Source organism: Streptomyces sp. Mut1, assembly GCF_030719295.1.
Lineage (GTDB): Bacteria > Actinomycetota > Actinomycetes > Streptomycetales > Streptomycetaceae > Streptomyces > Streptomyces castrisilvae.
Map to the genome: position 1 here is coordinate 3,666,735 of NZ_CP120997.1, position 18,418 is coordinate 3,685,152.

An 18,418-nucleotide genomic window follows, 5' to 3' on the forward strand; every position below is an offset into this window, starting at 1 on the left:
GCCGCTCACACCCGCGCCGGCTCGGGCTCCTCCGCGAGATGGGGGCGGGGCGCGCCACGCCGGTAGAGGATCAGCGTGACCAGCAGGCCGAGGGCGAAGAAGCCCGCCGACCACCAGTACGCGGTGTCGTAGCTCTCCAGCTGCGCCTGGGCGACGACGGCCGGGGTCGGCCTGCGGCCCACCAGGTAGTTGGTGGCCGCGCTGGTGGCCAGGGTGTTCAGCAGCGCCGTACCGATGGAACCCCCGACCTGCTGACTGGTGTTGACCATGGCCGAGGCCACCCCGGCGTCCCGCGCCCCCACCCCCGCCGTGGCCAGGTTCATCGCGGTGGCGAAGACCATGCCGAGGCCGAGCCCCAGGCAGAGCGTCGGCGGCAGCACATGGGCGGCGTAACTGCTGGTCAGGTCGAGGCCGGTCAGCCACACCATCGACGCCGCCGCGATGCCCATGCCGAGCGGCACCACCGGTTTCGCGCCGAACCGCGGCACCAGCACGTTCGTCGTCGTCACGGACGACACGATCATGACGGCGACCATCGGCAGGAAGGCCAGACCCGTGGAGACCGGCGAGTAGAACAGGCTCTTCTGCAAGTAGTACGTGAGGAACAGGAAGACGCCGAACATGCCGCCGCCGGAGATGAACATCGCGAGGTACGACGCCGCCCGGTCCCGGTGCAGCACCACCCGCATCGGCAGCAGCGGGTGCGGCGCCCTGGTCTGCCACCACGCGAACGCCATCAGGAGCAGCCCGCCCGCCGCCAGGAACCCCCAGGTCAGCGGCGAACCCCAGGCGTGCGACTCGGCGTTGGAGAAGCCGTACACGATGCAGAAGAGGCCGGCCGACACGAGCACCGTCCCCGGGATGTCCAGCCTCGGCCGGTCGGTCGGCGCACCGGCCGTCAGCAGCCGCCAGCCCCCGGTGAACGCCACGAACGCGAAGATCAGGTTGACGTAGAGGCACCAGCGCCAGTCCAGGTACTCGGTGAGCACCCCGCCGAGCAGCAGCCCGACCGCGCCGCCCGCCCCCGCGATGGCACCGTAGATCCCGAAGGCCTTGGCCCGTTCCTTCGGCACGGTGAACGTCGTGGTCAGCAGGGAGAGCGCCGCCGGGGCCAGCAGCGCGCCGAACACCCCCTGCAACGCCCGTGCCAGCACCAGGATCTCGAAGCTGGGGGCCGCGCCGCCGATCGCGGAGGCGACCGCGAAGCCGACGAGACCGGTCAGGAAGACCACCCGCCGGCCCACCAGGTCCGCGATACGGCCGCCGAGCAGCAGCAGCGAGCCGAAGGCGAGGGCGTACGCCGTCACGATCCACTGCCGGTTTCCGTCACTGAAACCGAGGTCCTGCTGGGCGGAGGGCAGGGCGATGTTCACGATCGTCGCGTCGAGCACCACCATCAGCTGGGCCAGACCGATCACCCCGAGCACCCACCAGCGGTGGGACGGACCTGGTTCACGGACCATGGGGCGGTCTCCTCGCTGCGCGCGTCACCGGAAACCCCCCGGCTGATCACGCTAGGCGGACGCCGCCGTCCCCGCATGTGGAGAAACGGGGGCCCGCCCGCCCTGCCGGGACCCGGCAGCGAGGGGCGGCTCAGCGGCTCAGAGCTCCTTGGCCGGCCAGTCAAGCAGCCGGGCCCCGATCACCGCGGTCTGGAGCGTGTAGCGGTGCGTGGGGTCGGTCGGGTCGGAGCCGGTCAGCTGGTGGATGCGTTCGAGCCGGTAGGTGAGGGCGCGCACGCTCAGCGACAGCCGGCGGGCCGTCTCGGCGGCGACACAGCCCGCGTCGAAGTACACCGAGAGCGTCCTGAGCAGCGGCTCGGCCCCTCCCCTGGCCTTCTGGAGCGGGCCCAGCTCGCTGCGCACGAGATCGGCCATCGCCTGCCGGTCCCGGGTCAGCACCGGGTAAACCAGCAGATCGGCGGCGTACAGCACGGGGTCGTCCAGGTCCATCCGGTCCGCCAGGTCCAGCGCGTCGAGCGCCTCGTCGTACGACTGGACCACCCCGCCGGGGCCCCGGTGGGCGCGGCCGACCGCGACCCGGCCGCCGTCCGTCGCGGCGTGCGCCTGCTTCGCGAAGTACCGCAGGACGTCGGGCTGGCTGCCGGGCGCGATGCAGACCATCCGCCCGTCCTTCGTCGTGAGCAGGATCTTGCGCCCGCTGAACCGGGCCAGCAGCGCCGACTCCACCTGCCGCGGCACGGCGTCGGTCTCGGTGTACGCCTCGGCGCCCGTCGCCACCGCGACGGCGTGGGCGCGCGAGAGCCGCAGCCCGAACCGGGTGGCCCGCTCGGCCAGCCGGCCCAGATTGCTGCGTCCGTACAGGAGGTCGTCGATGAACTCCCGCCGGGCGGCCTCCTCCCGGCGCACGGTCAGGCGCTGGGCCCGCTCGAAGCCGTCCGCGAAGGCATCGACCGCCTGCTCGACCGCGGCCAGCACACTGTCGGTGGACGCGGCTATGGAGGCCGGGGAGGCGCCGGGGGCGGCGGCGGGCCAGGCCGTTCGGGTCTCGGAGAGGTGCATGCGGACCAGGGCGCGGAGCTGGTGCCCGGCCTCGGCGGCCTGCCGGCCGAGATCCCGGCGGATGTCCAGCTCCTCGCGGGTGGGCCGCCGCCCCGAGACGGCCGTCTCGCCCAGCATCTGGGCGTAACCCTCCAGAAAACTCTCGGGAATCTCCGGTTCCGCCACGCGTTCGTCTCCGTTCCGCTACAGCATCGACAATTGCCCAACGTACGAAGGCCGGTGCCGGTGCCCGGCACCGGGGAACGAAAAACATTGCCGTGATCCGGCAATGCGACCGGAGACCCCCGGATGACACGATCCTGTCAGCACCAACCGGGGGGACCACGGGGGAATCACGGGGGATCACGGAGGTGCACGGGGGATCGGGGGAAGGCCCGGCCGCCGCGGCGGCGTCGACAGGCGCCGCGGCGGCGCCGAGGTCACCGCCCGGCCCGCGCAAGCGCCGGCAGTGCTGCCGGCGGGACGGCAGGGGGTGGAAAACGATGCGGGAATTCCTGGACGCGGCACTGTCCTTCCCGGCCGTACTCTTCGCCGCGGCGCTGGTCGTCGTCATCGCCTTCTGGCTGCTCGTCCTGGCCGGCGCGGCCGACCACCACTCCTTCGACACGGACGTCGACACCGATCTCGCGGGCGTCGGCGGCGTACCGGTCACCGTCTCGGTGTCCCTGATGGTCGCCGTCGGCTGGTTCACCGCCCTGACCGGCACCGTCCTGGTGCACCGCTCGGGAACCACCGGAGCCGTGCGCGCCGTGCTCGCCTCCGGGGTGCTCGCCGGGGCGCTGCTGCTCGCCTGGGGCGCGGTGCGGCTGCTCGTCCACCACTTCCGCCGCTTCTTCCCCGACCAGCCCCCGCCATCGCGCCAGGACTTCCTGGGCCGGGTCTGCACGATCCGCACCGGCTCGGTCGGCGCCGACTTCGGCCAGGCCGAGGTCGCCGCGGCCGACGGGTCGACCGCCATCGTCCAGGTGCGCCGGCTGCCGTCCGCCGACGCGGAGCTCGCCTCGGGCGACACGGGCCTGCTGTACGCGTACGACGAGGCCGGGGAGTTCTTCTGGGTCTCGTCCTACGACAAGGCGCTCGACCCGGGCCCACCGCCCGCCGAGCTGCCCCGCAAGGGCCGTACGGCTCCCGGCTCCACCGCCTGAGCCGTCCTCCTCACCGGCGCGATGTGCCCGCCCGGCCCGCCGGGCTGTGCGCCGCCGCGCCACCACACCCCCAGAACCGCTCAATTCCGTAACACCAGCCGCCAAGGACTGTCATGGAAGCCATCTCCTTGGGCCTCGGCCTGCTCATCGCCGTGGTCCTGCTCATCGCCGTAGCCCTCCTTCTGATCATCACCCGCCTCTTCCGCAAGGTGGAGCAGGGCAAGGCCCTGATCATCTCCAAGACCAAGAAGGTCGACGTGACCTTCACCGGTGCCGTCGTCCTGCCGGTGCTGCACAAGGCCGAGTCCATGGACATCTCGGTGAAGACCATCGAGATCCGCCGCACCGGGCGCGAGGGCCTGATCTGCCAGGACAACATCCGCGCCGACATCCACATCACGTTCTTCGTCCGGGTCAACAAGACCGTCGAGGACGTCATCAAGGTCGCCCAGGCGATCGGCACCGAGCGGGCCAGCGACAAGGTCGCCATCCAGGAGTTCTTCGCGGCCAAGTTCTCCGAGGCGCTCAAGACCGTCGGCAAGCAGCTGGACTTCGTCGACCTCTACACCAAGCGCGAGGAGTTCCGGGACCGGATCATCCGGGTCATCGGCACCGACCTCAACGGCTACCACCTGGACGACGCGGCGATCGACTTCCTCGAGCAGACGCCGATGGCGCAGCTCGACGGCGCCAACATCCTCGACGCGCAGGGCATCCGCAAGATCACCGAGTTGACGGCGATCGAGCACGTGCGGACCAACGAGTTCCAGCGCACCGAGCAGAAGGAGATCACCCGGCAGGACGTCGACGCCCGGGAGACCATCCTGGAGCTGGAGCGCCGGCAGGCCGAGGCCGAGATCAAGCAGCGCCGCGAGGTCGAGACCCTGCGGGCCCGCGAGGAGTCCGTGACCTCCCGGGTCCAGGAGGAGGAGCGCCTGGGCGCGCAGGCCGCGTTCATCAGGACCGAGGAGCAGCTCGGCATCCAGCGGGAGAACCAGGCCCGCGAGATCGCCGTCGCGCAGAAGAACCGCGAGCGGGTCATCGCCGTGGAGAACGAGCGCATCGAGAAGGACCGGATGCTGGAGGTCATCGGGCGCGAGCGCGAGACCGAGCTGAACCGGATCGCCGCGACGAAGGAGGTCGAGGCGGAGCGCCGCGAGGTCGCCGACGTGATCCGCGAGCGCATCGCGGTGGACCGTACGGTCGCCGAGCAGGAGGAGTCCATCAAGACGCTGCGATCGGTCGAGGAGTCCGAGCGCACCCGCAAGTCGGTCATCATCGCCGCCGAGGCGGAGGCGCAGGAGCGGCTGGTCAAGGACATCAAGGCCGCGGAGGCGGCGGAGGCCGCCGCCACCCACCGCGCCGCCGAGCAGCTCACGCTCGCCGAGGCCCGGCTCAGGACCGCGGACCTGGACGCCCAGGCGAAGCTGCGGCTCGCCGAGGGTGTGCAGGCGGAGTCGGCCGCGCCCGGCCTGGCGGACGTGCAGGTACGGGACGCGGCGGCCGAGGTGATCGAGAAGACGGGCCTCGCCGAGGCCGAGGCGACGTCCGCGCGGCTCAGGGCCGAGGCGGAGGGCGCCCGTCTCAAGGCCCTCGCGGACGCGGAGGGCACGCAGGCCCAGGCCGTGGCCGACGCGGCGATGATCGGCGAGAAGCTGAAGGCGGAGGCCGCGGGCCTCACCGAGAAGGCGGCCGCGATGGCGGCGCTGGACGACGCCTCGCGCGGCCACGAGGAGTACCGGCTGCGGCTGGCCGCCGAGAAGGAGATCCGGCTCGCCGGACTCGATGTGCAGCGGCAGGTCGCCGAGGCGCAGGCGACGGTGCTGGCCACCGGCCTGGAGAACGCCGACATCGACATCGTCGGCGGCGATTCGGTCTTCTTCGACCGGCTGGTCTCGTCCATCTCGATGGGCAAGAGCCTGGACGGTTTCGTCGGCAACTCCGACACGGCGAAGGCGCTGGCCGGTCCGTGGCTGAACGGCGAGTCCTCGTTCACGGACGACCTGACGCGGGTGCTGTCGTCGGTGTCCACGGGTGATGTGCAGAACATGACGGTGTCGGCGCTGCTGATGCGGATGATGGCCGCGCCGTCGTCGGGGGTCGGTACGGACCAGGTCCGCGCGCTGCTCGACCACGCGAAGTCGCTGGGTCTGGCGGACGTCCCGGTGTCCACCGTGACGGCCGCGGGCCTGAACGGCAAGCCGGTCGGCTGACCGGAGTCCGTCGCCCGAACGCCCGACCCCAGCCCGTCCGTCATCGATCGCCGGACGGGCTGGGTGGGCCCGCCCCTCCCAAGCCGAACCGGCCCCGTCGAAACCCGCCAGGGCCCCGTCGAGCCCCGCCGGCCTCTCCCAGGCCCACCCGGCTCCTTCCGGGCCCGCCTGGCGGGCATCTCAAGCCCGTCCGGCGATTGAGGACGTCTGAACGGCACGTTCAAGCCAACCCGCAGATCAAAACCAAGCCCGTCCGGCGATTGAGGACGTCTGAACGGCACGTTCAAGCCAACCCGCAGATCAAAACCAAGCCCGTCCGGCGATTGAGGACGCCTGAACCGCACGTTCAAGCCAACCCGCAGATCAAAACCAAGCCCGTCCGGCGATTGAGGACGCCCGAACGGCAAGTTCAAGCCCGTCCGGCGATTGAGGACAACAAGCCCGGCGGACCACCACCCGCACCGCCCCACCGACACCCGCACCCGCACCCCGCCCAAAGGAGCGCACCCCATGGACACCGTGACCCCACCGACCGCCGGGGACTACGACGTCCTGCGCCGCCGCCTGAGCACCCACGCCACCGAACTCGCCCGCCGGGCGGAATCGCTCAACACCCGCCGCACCGAGGAGTTCGGCTCCACCGGCCTGCGGCTGCTGGGCAGCGAGCAGATCCACACCCAGCGCCCCTCCGTCCCCCGCGACCTCGTCGCGGTCGGCGGCCGCCTCCTCTTCGGCTTCGAGCGGGGCGCGGGCCACCGCGGGGAGCCGGCCGTGGACGACGTACTCGCGCTGCACGACGCCGACCTCACGCCCGGCACCGACGGCCTTCTGGCCGACACGTCCTTCGTCCGCGAATTCGACGGGCTGCACCGCTACTTCCGCGACGCCCGCCTGCTGCGGCTGCGCCGGACGGAGGGCCGGCTGCTCGCGGTGTTCCGTACCGGCGAGACCGCCGAGGACATCAGGGTCCTGCGCTGGGCGCTGAACGCAGACGGCTCCGCCGGCGCGTTCCTCGACGCGCGCGGCGAGCGCGACCACGTGTTCCCGCCGTCGCACGACTTCACCTGGACCACCGCCGGCCGCGAGTCCCACATCGCGGGCCGCCACCCGCACATCGCCATCGGCTGCGAGGCGGAGCTGTACGTCGACACGCTCGGCGGCAGCCTCACCGTCAAGACGGTCAACGACACGGACACCCCGGACGGCATCTACGAGGAGCCGGTCACCGAACCGCTCCAGTCGCTCGCCGACGCCGAGGTCGAGTACGCGGAGCTCGGCCCGCTGGTCCTGCTGCGGGTCCGCCCGTACAAGGAGGAGGCGAGGCGCTACCTCGTCTTCAACGCGCTGCTCTCCACCGTCACCCGGCTGGACGGCATCGGACCGGCCTGCCAACGGCTCCCCGAGGACCAGGGGATCATCTTCCCCGGCGGCTTCTACCTGACCACGGGCGAGGCCAGGACCTTCGACATCGCGCAGCCGCTCACCGACCCCGTCTTCGAGGACGCCGTCCGCTCCCCCAACGGCGAGGACGTGCTCTACGTCTTCCGCTCCCGCCGGGACGGGCGGAGCCTGCTGCTGCCGTACAACGTGATCCGCCAGGAGGTGGCCACCCCGCTCCAGGGCCGGGGCCACGCGCTGCTGGACGACGGCACGCTCGTCGTCCTGCGCGACCCGGTGGAGGGCGGCGACGGCGGCGCGGCCCGCGTCCACCCGTTGCAGCGCTGGCAGACCCCGTACGTCTCCGACACCTATGCCGCCTCCCGCCCCGTCGGGGACGGTCCGCTGGCCCGGGTCGGCAACGCCGACCTCGTGCGCGGGATCTCCGACTGCCTGGCACTCGCGCACGCCGCGTCCGAGACGACGCCGACGGCCGCCGTGTACGACCGGCTGGTCACCGACTGCGTCCGCGCGGGCGACCGCTACCACTGGCTGGGCGACACCGAACTCGGCGACCTCGCCGACCCGTTGGGGGAGCTGCGGGAGACCGCCCGCCAGGTCGTGGCGGAGTTCGAGGCCGTCCAGGAGCTGACCCGGCAGGCCGCGGACGCGCTCACCGAGACGGCCGACCGCATCACCACCATGGTCCGCCGGGTCCGCGGCGAGGCCCCGCGCACGGCCGCCGAGTGGGTCGAGAGGCTGACCGAACTACGCGGCGCACACGGCCACTTGGCGACGCTCGCCGAGATGCGGTACGCGGACACCGAGCGCATCGCGCAACTCACCGCCACCACGAACGACGACATCGAAGCGGCGGGCCGGCGCGCGGTGGCGTTCCTGGCCAGGGACGACGCGTTCGCCGGCTACCACGAGGACATCGCCCGCCTCACCGAGGAGGCGGGCGAGATCGCCTCGGTCTCCGACGCCTCCGCGCTCGGGGACCGGCTGGCCGGCATGACCGACGGCCTGAGCACGGTCACGGACGTCGTCGCCGGGCTCGACATCGGCGACGGGGTGGTCCGTACGTCGATCCTGGAGCGGATCGCGGAGGTCCTCGGCGCCGTCAACCGGGCCCGCGCCACGCTCGACGCCCGCCGCCGCACGCTGCTGGACCACGAGGGCCGGGCCGAGTTCGCCGCCGAGGCCGCGCTGCTCGGGCAGGCCGTCACGGCCGCGCTGGCCGCCGCCGACACGCCGGACTCCTGCGACGAGCAGCTGGCGAGGCTGCTGCTCCAGCTGGAGAACCTGGAGGCGCGGTTCGCGGAGTTCGACGACTTCCTGGCGGAGCTCGGCGAGCGCCGGACGGAGGTGTACGAGGCGTTCTCGGCGCGCAGGCAGAGCCTTCAGGACGCCCTCGCCCGCCGCACCGAACGCCTCGCGGACTCCGCCGCCCGCGTCTTGGAGACGGTCGCCCGCCGCAGCGCCGCGCTGCCGGACCCGGACGCCGTCCACACGTACTTCGCCTCCGACCCGATGGTCGCCAAGATCCGCCGCACCGCCGAGGAGCTGCGCGGCCTGGGCGACACCGTGCGCGCCGAGGAGCTGGACGGCCGGCTGCTCGCCGCCCGCCAGGAGGCGGGCCGGGCGCTGCGCGACCGCAGTGAGCTGTACGCGGACGGCGGGGCGGTGATCCGGCTGGGCCGGCACCGGTTCGCGGTGAACACCCAGCCGTTCGAGCTGACGCTGGTGCCCCAGGACGACCGCCTCGCGTTCGCGGTCACCGGGACCGACTACCGGATGCCGGTCACCGACCCGGAGTTCGCCGCGACCCGTCCGTACTGGGAGCAGTCGCTGCCCTCCGAGTCGCCGTCCGTCTACCGGGGCGAGCACCTGGCGGCCCGGCTCCTCGCCGAGCAGGGCGCGGACCGGCTCGCCGCCCTGGGGGAGACCGAACTCGCGACCCGGGTCCGGGAGTCGGCGCAGGCCGCGTACGACGAGGGGTACCAGCGCGGCGTCCACGACGAGGACGCGACCGCGATCCTGGGCGCGCTGCTGCGGCTGCACGCGGACGCCGGCCTGCTGCGCTTCACGCCCGCCGTCCGGGCCGCCGCCCAGCTGTTCTGGACCCATGAGGCGGACGACGCCCGCCGCACCTCCTGGACCCGCCGCGCCCGCTCGCTGGCCCGCGCCCGGGAGACCTTCGGGCTCGCCCCGGCCATCGCCGCGCTCCAGGAGGAGTGGGCGTCGGTGATCCCGGGCGAGGGCTCCGGGGGCGTCGCCGCGTACCTCTTCGAGGAGCTGACCGGCGGCCCCGAGGGCTTCGTGACGGGCGCCGCCGTCCGCGCCTTCCTGGACAAGTTCCGCCACGCCACCGGCACTTCGGCGTACGACGAGGACCTCGCCGCCCTCGCGGACGACCTGCCGGCCCGCCGCCAGCTCGTGGAGGGCTGGCTCACCTCGTACGCCGGGGCGAGCGGCACGGACATCGACCCGGGCGACCTCGCGGAGGCCGTCGCCGTGGAGCTGTGCCCCGAGCCGCTGCTCGCCCGCTACGAGGCGGACGCGCCGCTCACCGAGACCGTGGACGGCCTCCTGGGCGTCCACCCCCGCGTCGACCGCGGCCGGCTCACCGTACGTATCGACGAACTCCTCGCCCGTACCGAGCGGTTCCGCATCGAAACGGTCCCCGGCTTCCGCGCGTACCAGCGCAGGCGCACCACCCTGGTCTCGGCCGAGCGGACCCGGCTGCGGCTGGACGACCACCGCCCGCGCGTCATGTCCGCGTTCGTGCGCAACCGGCTGCTGGACGAGGTGTACCTGCCGCTGATCGGCGACAGCCTGGCCAAGCAGCTCGGCACCGCCGACGCCGACCGCCGTACCGACTCGCAGGGCCTGCTGCTGCTCGTCTCCCCGCCCGGCTACGGCAAGACGACGCTCATGGAGTACGTCGCCGACCGGCTCGGCCTGGTCCTCGTCAAGATCAGCGGCCCCAATCTCGGCCACGACGTGACCTCGCTCGACCCGGCGCAGGGGGGCAGCGCCACCGCGCGCCAGGAGATCGAGAAGATCAACTTCGCACTGGAGGCGGGCAACAACACGCTGCTCTACCTGGACGACATCCAGCACACCTCGCCGGAACTCCTCCAGAAGTTCATCCCGCTGTGCGACGCCACCCGCCGCGTCGAGGGCGTACGGGACGGCGAGCCGCGCAGCTACGACCTGCGGGGCAAGCGGTTCGCGGTGTGCATGGCGGGCAACCCGTACACCGAGTCCGGCGAGCGCTTCCAGGTCCCCGACATGCTCGCCAACCGGGCCGACGTGTGGAACCTGGGCGAGGTGCTGAGCGGCCGCGAGGACGTCTTCGCGCTGAGCTTCGTCGAGAACGCGCTCACCGCCAACCCGGTCCTCGCCCCGCTCGCCGGCCGTTCCCGCGACGACCTGACGCTGCTGCTGCGGCTGGCCGCCGCCGACCCCACGGCCCGCCCCGAACAGCTCGAACACCCCTATGCCCCGGCCGAGGTGGACCGGATCACCGCCGTGCTGCGCCATCTGCTGCGGGCCCGCGACACGGTGCTCGCGGTCAACGCCGCGTACATCGCGTCGGCCGCGCAGACGGACGCCACGCGCACCGAACCGCCGTTCCGGCTCCAGGGCTCGTACCGCAACATGAACCGGATCGCGGAGCGGATCTCGCCCGTGATGAACGACGCCGAGCTGTCCGCCGTGGTGGACGACCACTACGCGGGCGAGGCGCAGACCCTGACCAACGGCGCCGAGGCGGCCCTGCTGAAGCTGGCCGCGCTGCGCGGCACGCTCACCGGCCGGCAGGCCGAACGCTGGGCCGCGCTCTGCTCCTCGTACGTCCGCACCCAGGCGCTCGGCGGGCCCGAGGGCGACCCGATGACCCGCGCGGTGGCCGCGCTCGGCCTGCTCGCGGACCGGATCGCGGCGGTCGAGACGGCGATCGGCCGCGCGGCGGACCCGCGCCACCTGCTGTCCAGGCCGCCGGCCGGAAGCCAGGAGAACGGCTGACCCTACTGATCCGCGGAAGGGAGCAAGGCATGCTGGGTTCCGTGTCCTCATTCCCCCAGCAACCCCAACCCTCCCCGTTCTCCGGCCACATGGTGGTCTGCGGCGACGACGCGCTCGCCCAGCGGCTCGCCGTGGAGCTGCGTTACGTCTACGGGGAACGGGTCACCCTCGTCGTGCCCCCGGAGCCGGGCGCGGCCAGACCGGAGTCGCCGCTGAGCGGGCGCGGCCGGGCGGCCGCGCTGTTCGGCCGGATGGCGTCCGCGATGAACCGCAACGGGGGCGGGCTGCCCCACGGCTCGGACGGGGACACCAACGCCGGGGTCGAGGCGGTGCGCATCCTCCAGGCGGCGGAACCCTCCGACGAGTCGCTGGAGGAGGCGGGCATCGACACGGCGTCGGCGGTGGCGCTCGTCTACGACGACGACGAGCGCAACATCCGGGCCGCGCTGACCGCCCGCCGGCTCAACCCCCGTGTCCGGCTGGTGATCCGGCTCTACAACCGCAAGCTCGGCCTGCATCTGGAGACCCTGCTCGACCAGGCGGCCGCCCTCGCGTCCCCCGGCATCGACCAGGCCGCGCTGGACGCCTCCACCACGGTCCTGTCCGACGCCGACACCGCCGCCCCCGCCCTCGCGGCCACCGCGCTCGCCGGTTCGACCCGGGTGATCCGGGCGGAGGGCCTGTTCCTTCGCGCGGCCGAACGCACCCCGCCCCGGCCGGGCCAGGTCGCCGAGCCCGCCCTGTGCACACTGGCCCTGCTCTCCTCCACCACCCACGACCCGGCCGGCGCGGAGGGCTCCGACAGCAGCGGCGCGGAGGGCCCCCAGCTCCTCCCCGACCAGAACCAGGTGGCGGCCGCCGCCGGACGCGGCACGGTGGTCCTGGAGGCCGTCACCCAGTCGGGCCCGGCCGCGCCCAAGCCCCGGATGAGCGGCCGGAGCGCCCCGCTGAGCCAGTTCTTCTCGCGCCGGCTGCGGTGGTCGGCACTGGGCGTCGGGCTGGCCGTCCTCGGCCTCGCGGTGGCCTCCTCGGTCACCACGGGCGACCACCCCCTGCACGCCGTCTACCTCACCCTCCTCGACCTGTTCGCGATGGGCGACCCGGCGATCGGCGACCCCACGCCCCGCCAGATCATCCAGATCCTCTCCGGCATCGCCGGCCTGATGCTGCTCCCCCTCCTGGTGGCCGGCGTCCTGGAGGCCTTCGGCTCCCTGCGGACGGCCTCCTCCCTGCGCCGCCCGCCGCGCGGCCTGTCCGGCCATGTGGTGCTGCTGGGCCTCGGCAAGATCGGCACCCGCGTCCTGGTCCACCTGCGGGAGCTGGGCATCCCGGTCGTCTGCGTGGAGGACGACCCCGACGCGCGCGGCATCGCGGTGGCCCGCCGCCTGCACGTGCCGGTCGTCCTCGGTGACGTCACCCACGAAGGGGTGCTGGAGGCCGCGAAGATCACCCGCTCCCGCGGCCTCCTCGCCCTGACCAGCGTCGACACGACGAACCTGGAGGCCGCGCTCTACGCCCGCTCGCTCAAGCCGAACCTGCGGGTGACGGTGCGCCTGTTCGACGACGAGTTCGCCACCGCGGTCTACCGCACCCTGCGCACGGCCCACCCGCAGGCCCTGACCCGTTCCCGCTCCGTCTCCCACCTGGCCGGACCCTCCTTCGCGGTCGCCATGATGGGCCGGCAGATCCTGGGCGCGATCCCGGTCGAGCGCAAGGTGATGCTCTTCGCCGCGATCGAGGTGGCGGGCCATCCGCAGCTGGAGGGGCGCACGGTGGAGCAGGCGTTTCGCGCGGGCGCGTGGCGTGTCCTGGCCCTGGACGTGGCCCCGCCCGCACCGCCGGGCGCGCCGGGCGCCCCGGCGGAGCAGAGCGGCCTGGTCTGGAACCTCCACCCCGGCTACGTCCTGCGCCCCACGGACCGCGTGGTGGTCGCCGCGACCCGCCGCGGTTTGGCGGAGCTTTTGGGGCGGCGGGCGCTGACGCGGCGCTGAGGTTCGGTTGCCCCGGTCCGGGGCGCGAGTCTTTGTCCTCAATCGCCGGACCGGCTTGAATGCGGCGCCGGCCCCCGCGGGCTTTGCCCCGGTCCGGGCCGACCGGTTCCGTCCTCAATCGCCGGACGGGCTGAAGAGCACGCCTGCGCGCCCTGGGTGGGGTCCGGGGTCCCTCCGGGGCGTCTCCTCAGACGACGAACGTTCCGCCGGTACGCAGCCGTACCCGGGTATCCGTTCGTCGTCCTGCGGGGACTCCCCTGCACGCCCCCGGACCGGCCGTCGTGCGTCTGCGGTAGACGTACCACTGGCGTGCAGACGCAGGTGGACGTGGGTGGGGGCGTGCAGGGGAGTCCCCGCAGAAAATGGCGTACGACCCGGGTCCTCCGCGTCGTTGGGTGAACACGCCATTTTTGAGGAGTCTGCCCGGAGGGACCCCGCCCCCACCCACCGGACGGTGGGCGACCCGCACCCCACGGAGGAGGGCCACCCCCAGCCCGTCCGGCGATTGAGGACGGAACCCCGCACCCCCGCACCCCTCACCCCCGCCCCCTCACCCCCACCCCCGCCGGCACAGCACAACCCGGTACCCGTCCGGGTCCTCCACCGTGACGCCCCACTCGTTCCAGTACGGGTTCGGCGAGGTGACCCGCGTACCGCCGGACGCCAGCAGCCGTGCCACCAGCTCATCCGGCACGGCCCCGTCCAGGTACAGCACGAGCAGGTCGTCGTCGGTGGGGCGAGGCCGCACAGGGTGGTCGCCGCCGGACGTCAGCTCCAGATGCCAGGACGCGTCCGGATGCCCCACCATGAGAAGGTCATGCGCACCAGGCGCCCGCCCCGCATCCGCGCGGAAGAGGACCGTCAGCCCGAGCCCGGCAACCCAGAAGCGCTCGGCGGCGGCGAGATCCAGGGACGGTCGGGCCAGCCGGACGTGGGTCTCTCCGGTGAATGACACAGACGGCCCTCCTTCATCGAGCGGCACGCACGGCCACGCACCGGAGCCCGCAGCGTACGCACCGGCACGGGCCAGGCACATCGGCCAACGGTCCTGGTCCTCAGGGACCGGACCCCGCGCTCATGTCCGAGGAATACAACCCCCCAGCCCCCCGTTGTACCGTGTGCAAGAATAGTTCAACGTTCAACCAAACAAGCCACTCGGCCAGGAGGCGGACGCCATGCAGTTCGGGATCTTCACCGTCGGGGACGTCACCACCGACCCCACCACCGGCACGACACCGAGCGAGCACGCGCGGATCAAGGCGACCGTCGCCATCGCACGGAAGGCCGAGGAGGTCGGGCTCGACGTGTTCGCGACGGGCGAGCACCACAACCCGCCGTTCGTCCCCTCCTCACCGACCACCACGCTGGGCTTCATCGCGGCGCAGACGAACCGCATCATCCTGTCGACCTCGACCACGCTGATCACGACCAACGACCCGGTGAAGATCGCCGAGGACTACGCGACGCTCCAGCACCTGGCCGACGGCCGCGTGGACCTGATGATGGGGCGCGGGAACACCGGCCCGGTGTACCCGTGGTTCGGCAAGGACATCCGCCAGGGCATCCCGCTCGCGGTGGAGAACTACGCCCTGCTGCACAAGCTGTGGCGGGAGGACGTCGTGGACTGGGAGGGCAAGTTCCGGACGCCGCTCCAGTCGTTCACGGCGACACCGCGCCCGCTGGACGGCGTACCGCCGTTCGTCTGGCACGGCTCGATCCGGTCCCCGGAGATCGCCGAGCAGGCCGCGTACTACGGCGACGGCTTCTTCCACAACAACATCTTCTGGCCCATCGAGCACACGAGGAAGATGGTGAACCTGTACCGGCAGCGGTACGCGCACTACGGCCACGGCACCGCCGAGCAGGCGATCGTCGGCCTCGGCGGCCAGGTGTTCATGCGGAAGAACTCGCAGGACGCGGTACGCGAGTTCCGCCCGTACTTCGACAACGCCCCGGTCTACGGGCACGGGCCGTCGATGGAGGACTTCACGCAGCAGACGCCGCTGACCGTGGGCTCCCCGCAGGAGGTCATCGAGCGGACGCTGACCTTCCGGGACGCGGTCGGTGACTACCAGCGCCAGCTGTTCCTGATGGACCACGCGGGGCTGCCGCTGAAGACGGTGCTGGAGCAGCTGGACATCCTCGGCGAGGAGGTCGTCCCCGTACTGCGCAAGGAGTTCGCCGCGCTGCGGCCGGCCGGAGTCCCCGAGACCGCGCCGCTGCACCCGGCCGTCGCCGCCACGATCACGAAGGAGAACTGACCGTGTTCGCCACCGAACCGCTGAGGATCGTCGCCGTATCGGCCGGGCTCAGCAACCCCTCGTCCACCCGGCTGCTGGCCGACCGGCTGGCCGCCGCGACGCGGGAGCAGCTGGAGACCGGGCAGGACCGCCCGGTCGAGGTCCGGGTGATCGAGCTGCGGGACCTGGCCGTGGACATCGCGGGCCACCTGGTGTCCGGCTTCCCGCCGGCCGCCCTGGAGGACGCGCTCGCCGCGGTGACCGGGGCGGACGGCCTGATCGCCGTCACACCGGTCTTCACCGCCTCGTACAGCGGGCTGTTCAAGTCGTTCTTCGACCTGGTCGAGAACACCGCCCTGACCGGCAAGCCCGTGCTCATCGCGGCGACCGGCGGCACCGCCCGGCACTCGCTGGTGCTGGAGCACGCGATGCGCCCGCTCTTCGCCTACCTGCGGGCGGTCACGCTGCCGACGTCGGTGTACGCGGCATCGGAGGACTGGGGCGCGGCGGGCGACGCGTACGCGGACGGCCTGCCGGTCCGCATCCGGCGCGCGGGCGGCGAGCTGGCCCACGCGGTCACGGGCGGCGGCACGGTCTCGGGCGCCTCCAGGGCGCCGGGCCCGGACGACGAGGTGGTCCCGTTCGCGCAGCAGCTCGCCGCGCTGCGCCCGGCCTGACCGACCCCGGGGATCGCTCTTTCGCCCGTTTTGACTAGAGTCGTACGGGAAGGCGTATCCCGAAGGCCAAGCACAACAGCAGAACCCAGCTGGAGGCAGAGATGGGCAGGATCGTGGTGGGCGTCGACGGCTCCGAGTCGTCGGTCAAGGCACTGCACTGGGCCGTACGCCAGGCGCAGCTGACCGGCGACACGGTGGAGGCGGTCAACAGCTGGGAGTACCCCGCGACCAGCTGGGCATCGATGATGCCGGGCCTGCCGGAGGACTTCGACCCGCAGGCGCTGGCCACCGTGTCGCTCACGGAGACGCTGGAGGAGGCGCTGGGCGCCGAGGGCGCCGCCGCCGTCAGCAAGGTCGTGGTGATCGGCAATCCGGCGCAGGCGCTGCTCGACCGCGCGGAGGGCGCGAACCTGCTGGTCGTGGGCGCACGCGGCTACAGCGGCTTCAAGGCGACCCTGCTCGGCTCGGTCAGCCTGCACGTCACCCAGCACGCGTCGTGCCCGGTGACGGTCGTCCGCAACTGAGAGCGGGGAGGGGGCCCGCACCACGCGTGGTGCGGGCCCCCTCCCGTACGTCACAGCTCCACGACGTCCGCCACCGCGCAGGCCACGTTGTCGGGCGCGCCGGCCGCCCCCGCCAGCTCCATCAAGCCGCGCACGGCCGTGCCGGGCCCGTCCGCCTCGGCCAGCACCCGCGCCAGCTCCCCGCCGTCGACGACGGCCGAGAGCCCGTCCGAGCAGAGCAGATAGCGGTCGCCGGGCCGGGCGTCCCGGACGTCCACATCGGGCCCGAAGCCGTACGACCCGTCGCCGGAGAGCACCTTGAGCAGCATCGCCCGCTGCGGGTGCGAGAACGCCTCCTCCTCGGTCAGCGAACCGTCGTCGATCATCGACTGGACGAGGCTGTGGTCGTGCGTGATCCGGAACAGCTCGCCCCCGCGCAGCAGATACGCCCGCGAGTCCCCGATGTGCACGAGGCCCAGCTGCGAGCCCGTCCACACCATCGCGGTCAGCGTCGTCCCGGACTCCTCCGGCGCCCCGCCCCCACCGCTCCCCGCGACCGCGTCCCGCACCGCGTGCACCACCCGCTCCGCCGCGTCGTGCAGGATGTTCAGCAGCTCCGCCGCCGGCACCGCGCCCGGTGCGAGCGGTTTCAGCGCGTCGATCGCCGCCGTGCTGGCCCCCGCCCCGCCCTCGCCGAACCCGTCGGCGACCGCGAGCAGCCGGGCACCGGCGTACGCCGCGTCCTGGTTGGTCTCCCGTACCGCACCCGTGTCGGTGCGGGCCGCGTAGCGGATTCCGAGCGTGCCTACCGATGTCATGACGTCCTCCGTCGACAGCTGGTCGATGAGGAAGGCCGCGAGGTCACGGCGGGCCGCCGTCTCCGCCTCGATCTGCGCCCAGTACACCCGGATCGCGGCGGCGGCCGCGCCGGGGTCCAGCGCGATCACCTCCCTGATCCGGGCGAGCGGCATCCCGATCCGGCGGAGCCAGGCCACCAGCCGGGCCGCCCGCACCTGCGCCGGGTCGTAGTACCGGTAGCCGTTCACCGGGTCGACCAGGGCCGGCGGGAGCAGACCGAGCTCGTCGTAGCGGCGCAGCGCCTTGGCGGACAGCCGGGACAGCCGGGCGAACGCCCCGATCGTCACCAGTGCCGCGCCGGGACCCCGCCCCTGCCCGTCGTCCGTCGTCACCGCGCGCCTCCTCATACCGGGCGGGCTCTCCCGCCCCGGCACACTCGATCCTTGGCCTTCCCCCGTGGGAAAGGTCAAGGACCGATGACGGGCGCCGCGACGCGCGGAGCGGGAGTCACTCCCGGGTGTAGAAGTAGTAGAACGCGGCAAGCAGCCCACTGAGGCCGATGATCAGACCGATTATGGACGCCGCCAGGATGCTCGCGCCGGACAGGCTGTAGAGGAAGCCGACCGAACCGCCGGCCAGTACCCCGTACGCGGCGGCCCTCAGCTCGCGCGGCAGCCGGTTCTGTATCCGGCCCAGGCCGAAGCAGAGCACCGCGAGCACGGCGCCGGAGACCAGGCCGAGGGCCAGCCGGGTGCCGGTGAGGACCCCGCCGCCGCGGACGATGGCCGTCGCGTAGCAGCCGAGGATCACGCCGAGCGTGACGGGAACGGCCCAGCTGCGGACGGGGTGGTGCCGGGAGGGCGCGCGCCGCCTCCCGCGCGCCTGCACCGAAGCGTGTGCGGCCATGGCAGCAAGCTCCT

At 72.9% G+C, this 18,418-nt stretch carries 12 protein-coding genes; 7 read left to right on the plus strand and 5 right to left on the minus strand.

All coding sequences use genetic code 11. The features are described 5' to 3' along the window. Nucleotides 1–5: 5 nt before the first annotated feature. Together P8A18_RS15805 and P8A18_RS15810 are read right to left on the minus strand one after the other, a co-directional pair. Complete coding sequence (locus P8A18_RS15805) at nt 6–1,463, minus strand: MFS transporter (RefSeq protein WP_306055270.1); 1,458 nt, start codon at nt 1,461–1,463, stop codon at nt 6–8. Nucleotides 1,464–1,601: 138 nt separating this feature from the next. Then, on the minus strand, nt 1,602–2,687 hold the full coding sequence (locus P8A18_RS15810) for a PucR family transcriptional regulator (protein ID WP_306055272.1): 1,086 nt from the start codon (nt 2,685–2,687) through the stop codon (nt 1,602–1,604). A 317-nt stretch (nt 2,688–3,004) separates the two neighbouring features. Here P8A18_RS15810 and P8A18_RS15815 point away from each other — a divergent pair, with 317 nt between their 5' ends. The 4 genes from P8A18_RS15815 (at nt 3,005) to P8A18_RS15830 (ending at nt 13,280) form a co-directional block, all read left to right on the plus strand. After that, nucleotides 3,005–3,667, plus strand: coding sequence for a YbdD/YjiX family protein (locus P8A18_RS15815; RefSeq protein WP_306055274.1), 663 nt, complete (start codon nt 3,005–3,007; stop codon nt 3,665–3,667). Nucleotides 3,668–3,780: 113 nt separating this feature from the next. After that, a complete protein-coding gene (locus P8A18_RS15820; protein ID WP_306055276.1) occupies nt 3,781–5,880 on the plus strand; it encodes a flotillin family protein in 2,100 nt (699 codons plus the stop codon). A gap of 510 nt (nt 5,881–6,390) precedes the next feature. Further along, nucleotides 6,391–11,289 carry a DNA repair ATPase gene (locus tag P8A18_RS15825; RefSeq protein ID WP_306055278.1) on the plus strand — a complete coding sequence of 1,633 codons (4,899 nt, stop codon included), beginning with the start codon at nt 6,391–6,393 and terminating at the stop codon, nt 11,287–11,289. Nucleotides 11,290–11,318: 29 nt separating this feature from the next. After that, nucleotides 11,319–13,280, plus strand: a complete 1,962-nt coding sequence (locus P8A18_RS15830) for an NAD-binding protein (RefSeq protein WP_306055280.1) — start codon at nt 11,319–11,321, stop codon at nt 13,278–13,280. A gap of 550 nt (nt 13,281–13,830) precedes the next feature. On the opposite strand, the gene P8A18_RS15835 is transcribed toward P8A18_RS15830, so the two are convergent. Beyond that, a complete protein-coding gene (locus P8A18_RS15835; RefSeq protein ID WP_306055282.1) occupies nt 13,831–14,235 on the minus strand; it encodes a VOC family protein in 405 nt (134 codons plus the stop codon). A 220-nt stretch (nt 14,236–14,455) separates the two neighbouring features. Between P8A18_RS15835 and P8A18_RS15840 the strand changes: the two genes are divergently transcribed. From P8A18_RS15840 to P8A18_RS15850, 3 genes are all read left to right on the plus strand, one after another. Further along, a complete protein-coding gene (locus P8A18_RS15840; RefSeq protein WP_306055284.1) occupies nt 14,456–15,541 on the plus strand; it encodes an LLM class flavin-dependent oxidoreductase in 1,086 nt (361 codons plus the stop codon). Nucleotides 15,542–15,543: 2 nt separating this feature from the next. Next, nucleotides 15,544–16,197, plus strand: coding sequence for an FMN reductase (locus tag P8A18_RS15845; protein WP_306055286.1), 654 nt, complete (start codon nt 15,544–15,546; stop codon nt 16,195–16,197). Nucleotides 16,198–16,298: 101 nt separating this feature from the next. Further along, nucleotides 16,299–16,721, plus strand: coding sequence for a universal stress protein (locus tag P8A18_RS15850; RefSeq protein WP_018553778.1), 423 nt, complete (start codon nt 16,299–16,301; stop codon nt 16,719–16,721). 50 nt (nt 16,722–16,771) lie between these two features. On the opposite strand, the gene P8A18_RS15855 is transcribed toward P8A18_RS15850, so the two are convergent. Together P8A18_RS15855 and P8A18_RS15860 are read right to left on the minus strand one after the other, a co-directional pair. Continuing rightward, nucleotides 16,772–17,905 carry a MerR family transcriptional regulator gene (locus P8A18_RS15855; protein ID WP_306055288.1) on the minus strand — a complete coding sequence of 378 codons (1,134 nt, stop codon included), beginning with the start codon at nt 17,903–17,905 and terminating at the stop codon, nt 16,772–16,774. A gap of 100 nt (nt 17,906–18,005) precedes the next feature. Continuing rightward, entirely contained in the window at nt 18,006–18,404 is a 399-nt protein-coding gene (locus P8A18_RS15860) for a hypothetical protein (protein WP_306055291.1), read from the minus strand. Nucleotides 18,405–18,418 lie beyond the last annotated feature (14 nt).

What these genes read in the sequence shown, in the direction of transcription:
- P8A18_RS15840 (WP_306055284.1), top strand. Translation starts at nt 14,456, where the DNA reads ATGCAGTTCGGGATCTTCACCGTCGGGGACGTCACCACCGACCCCACC.
- P8A18_RS15830 (WP_306055280.1), top strand. Translation starts at nt 11,319, where the DNA reads ATGCTGGGTTCCGTGTCCTCATTCCCCCAGCAACCCCAACCCTCCCCG.
- P8A18_RS15805 (WP_306055270.1), bottom strand. Translation starts at nt 1,463, where the DNA reads ATGGTCCGTGAACCAGGTCCGTCCCACCGCTGGTGGGTGCTCGGGGTG.
- P8A18_RS15820 (WP_306055276.1), top strand. Translation starts at nt 3,781, where the DNA reads ATGGAAGCCATCTCCTTGGGCCTCGGCCTGCTCATCGCCGTGGTCCTG.
- P8A18_RS15855 (WP_306055288.1), bottom strand. Translation starts at nt 17,905, where the DNA reads ATGAGGAGGCGCGCGGTGACGACGGACGACGGGCAGGGGCGGGGTCCC.
- P8A18_RS15825 (WP_306055278.1), top strand. Translation starts at nt 6,391, where the DNA reads ATGGACACCGTGACCCCACCGACCGCCGGGGACTACGACGTCCTGCGC.
- P8A18_RS15815 (WP_306055274.1), top strand. Translation starts at nt 3,005, where the DNA reads ATGCGGGAATTCCTGGACGCGGCACTGTCCTTCCCGGCCGTACTCTTC.
- P8A18_RS15860 (WP_306055291.1), bottom strand. Translation starts at nt 18,404, where the DNA reads ATGGCCGCACACGCTTCGGTGCAGGCGCGCGGGAGGCGGCGCGCGCCC.
- P8A18_RS15850 (WP_018553778.1), top strand. Translation starts at nt 16,299, where the DNA reads ATGGGCAGGATCGTGGTGGGCGTCGACGGCTCCGAGTCGTCGGTCAAG.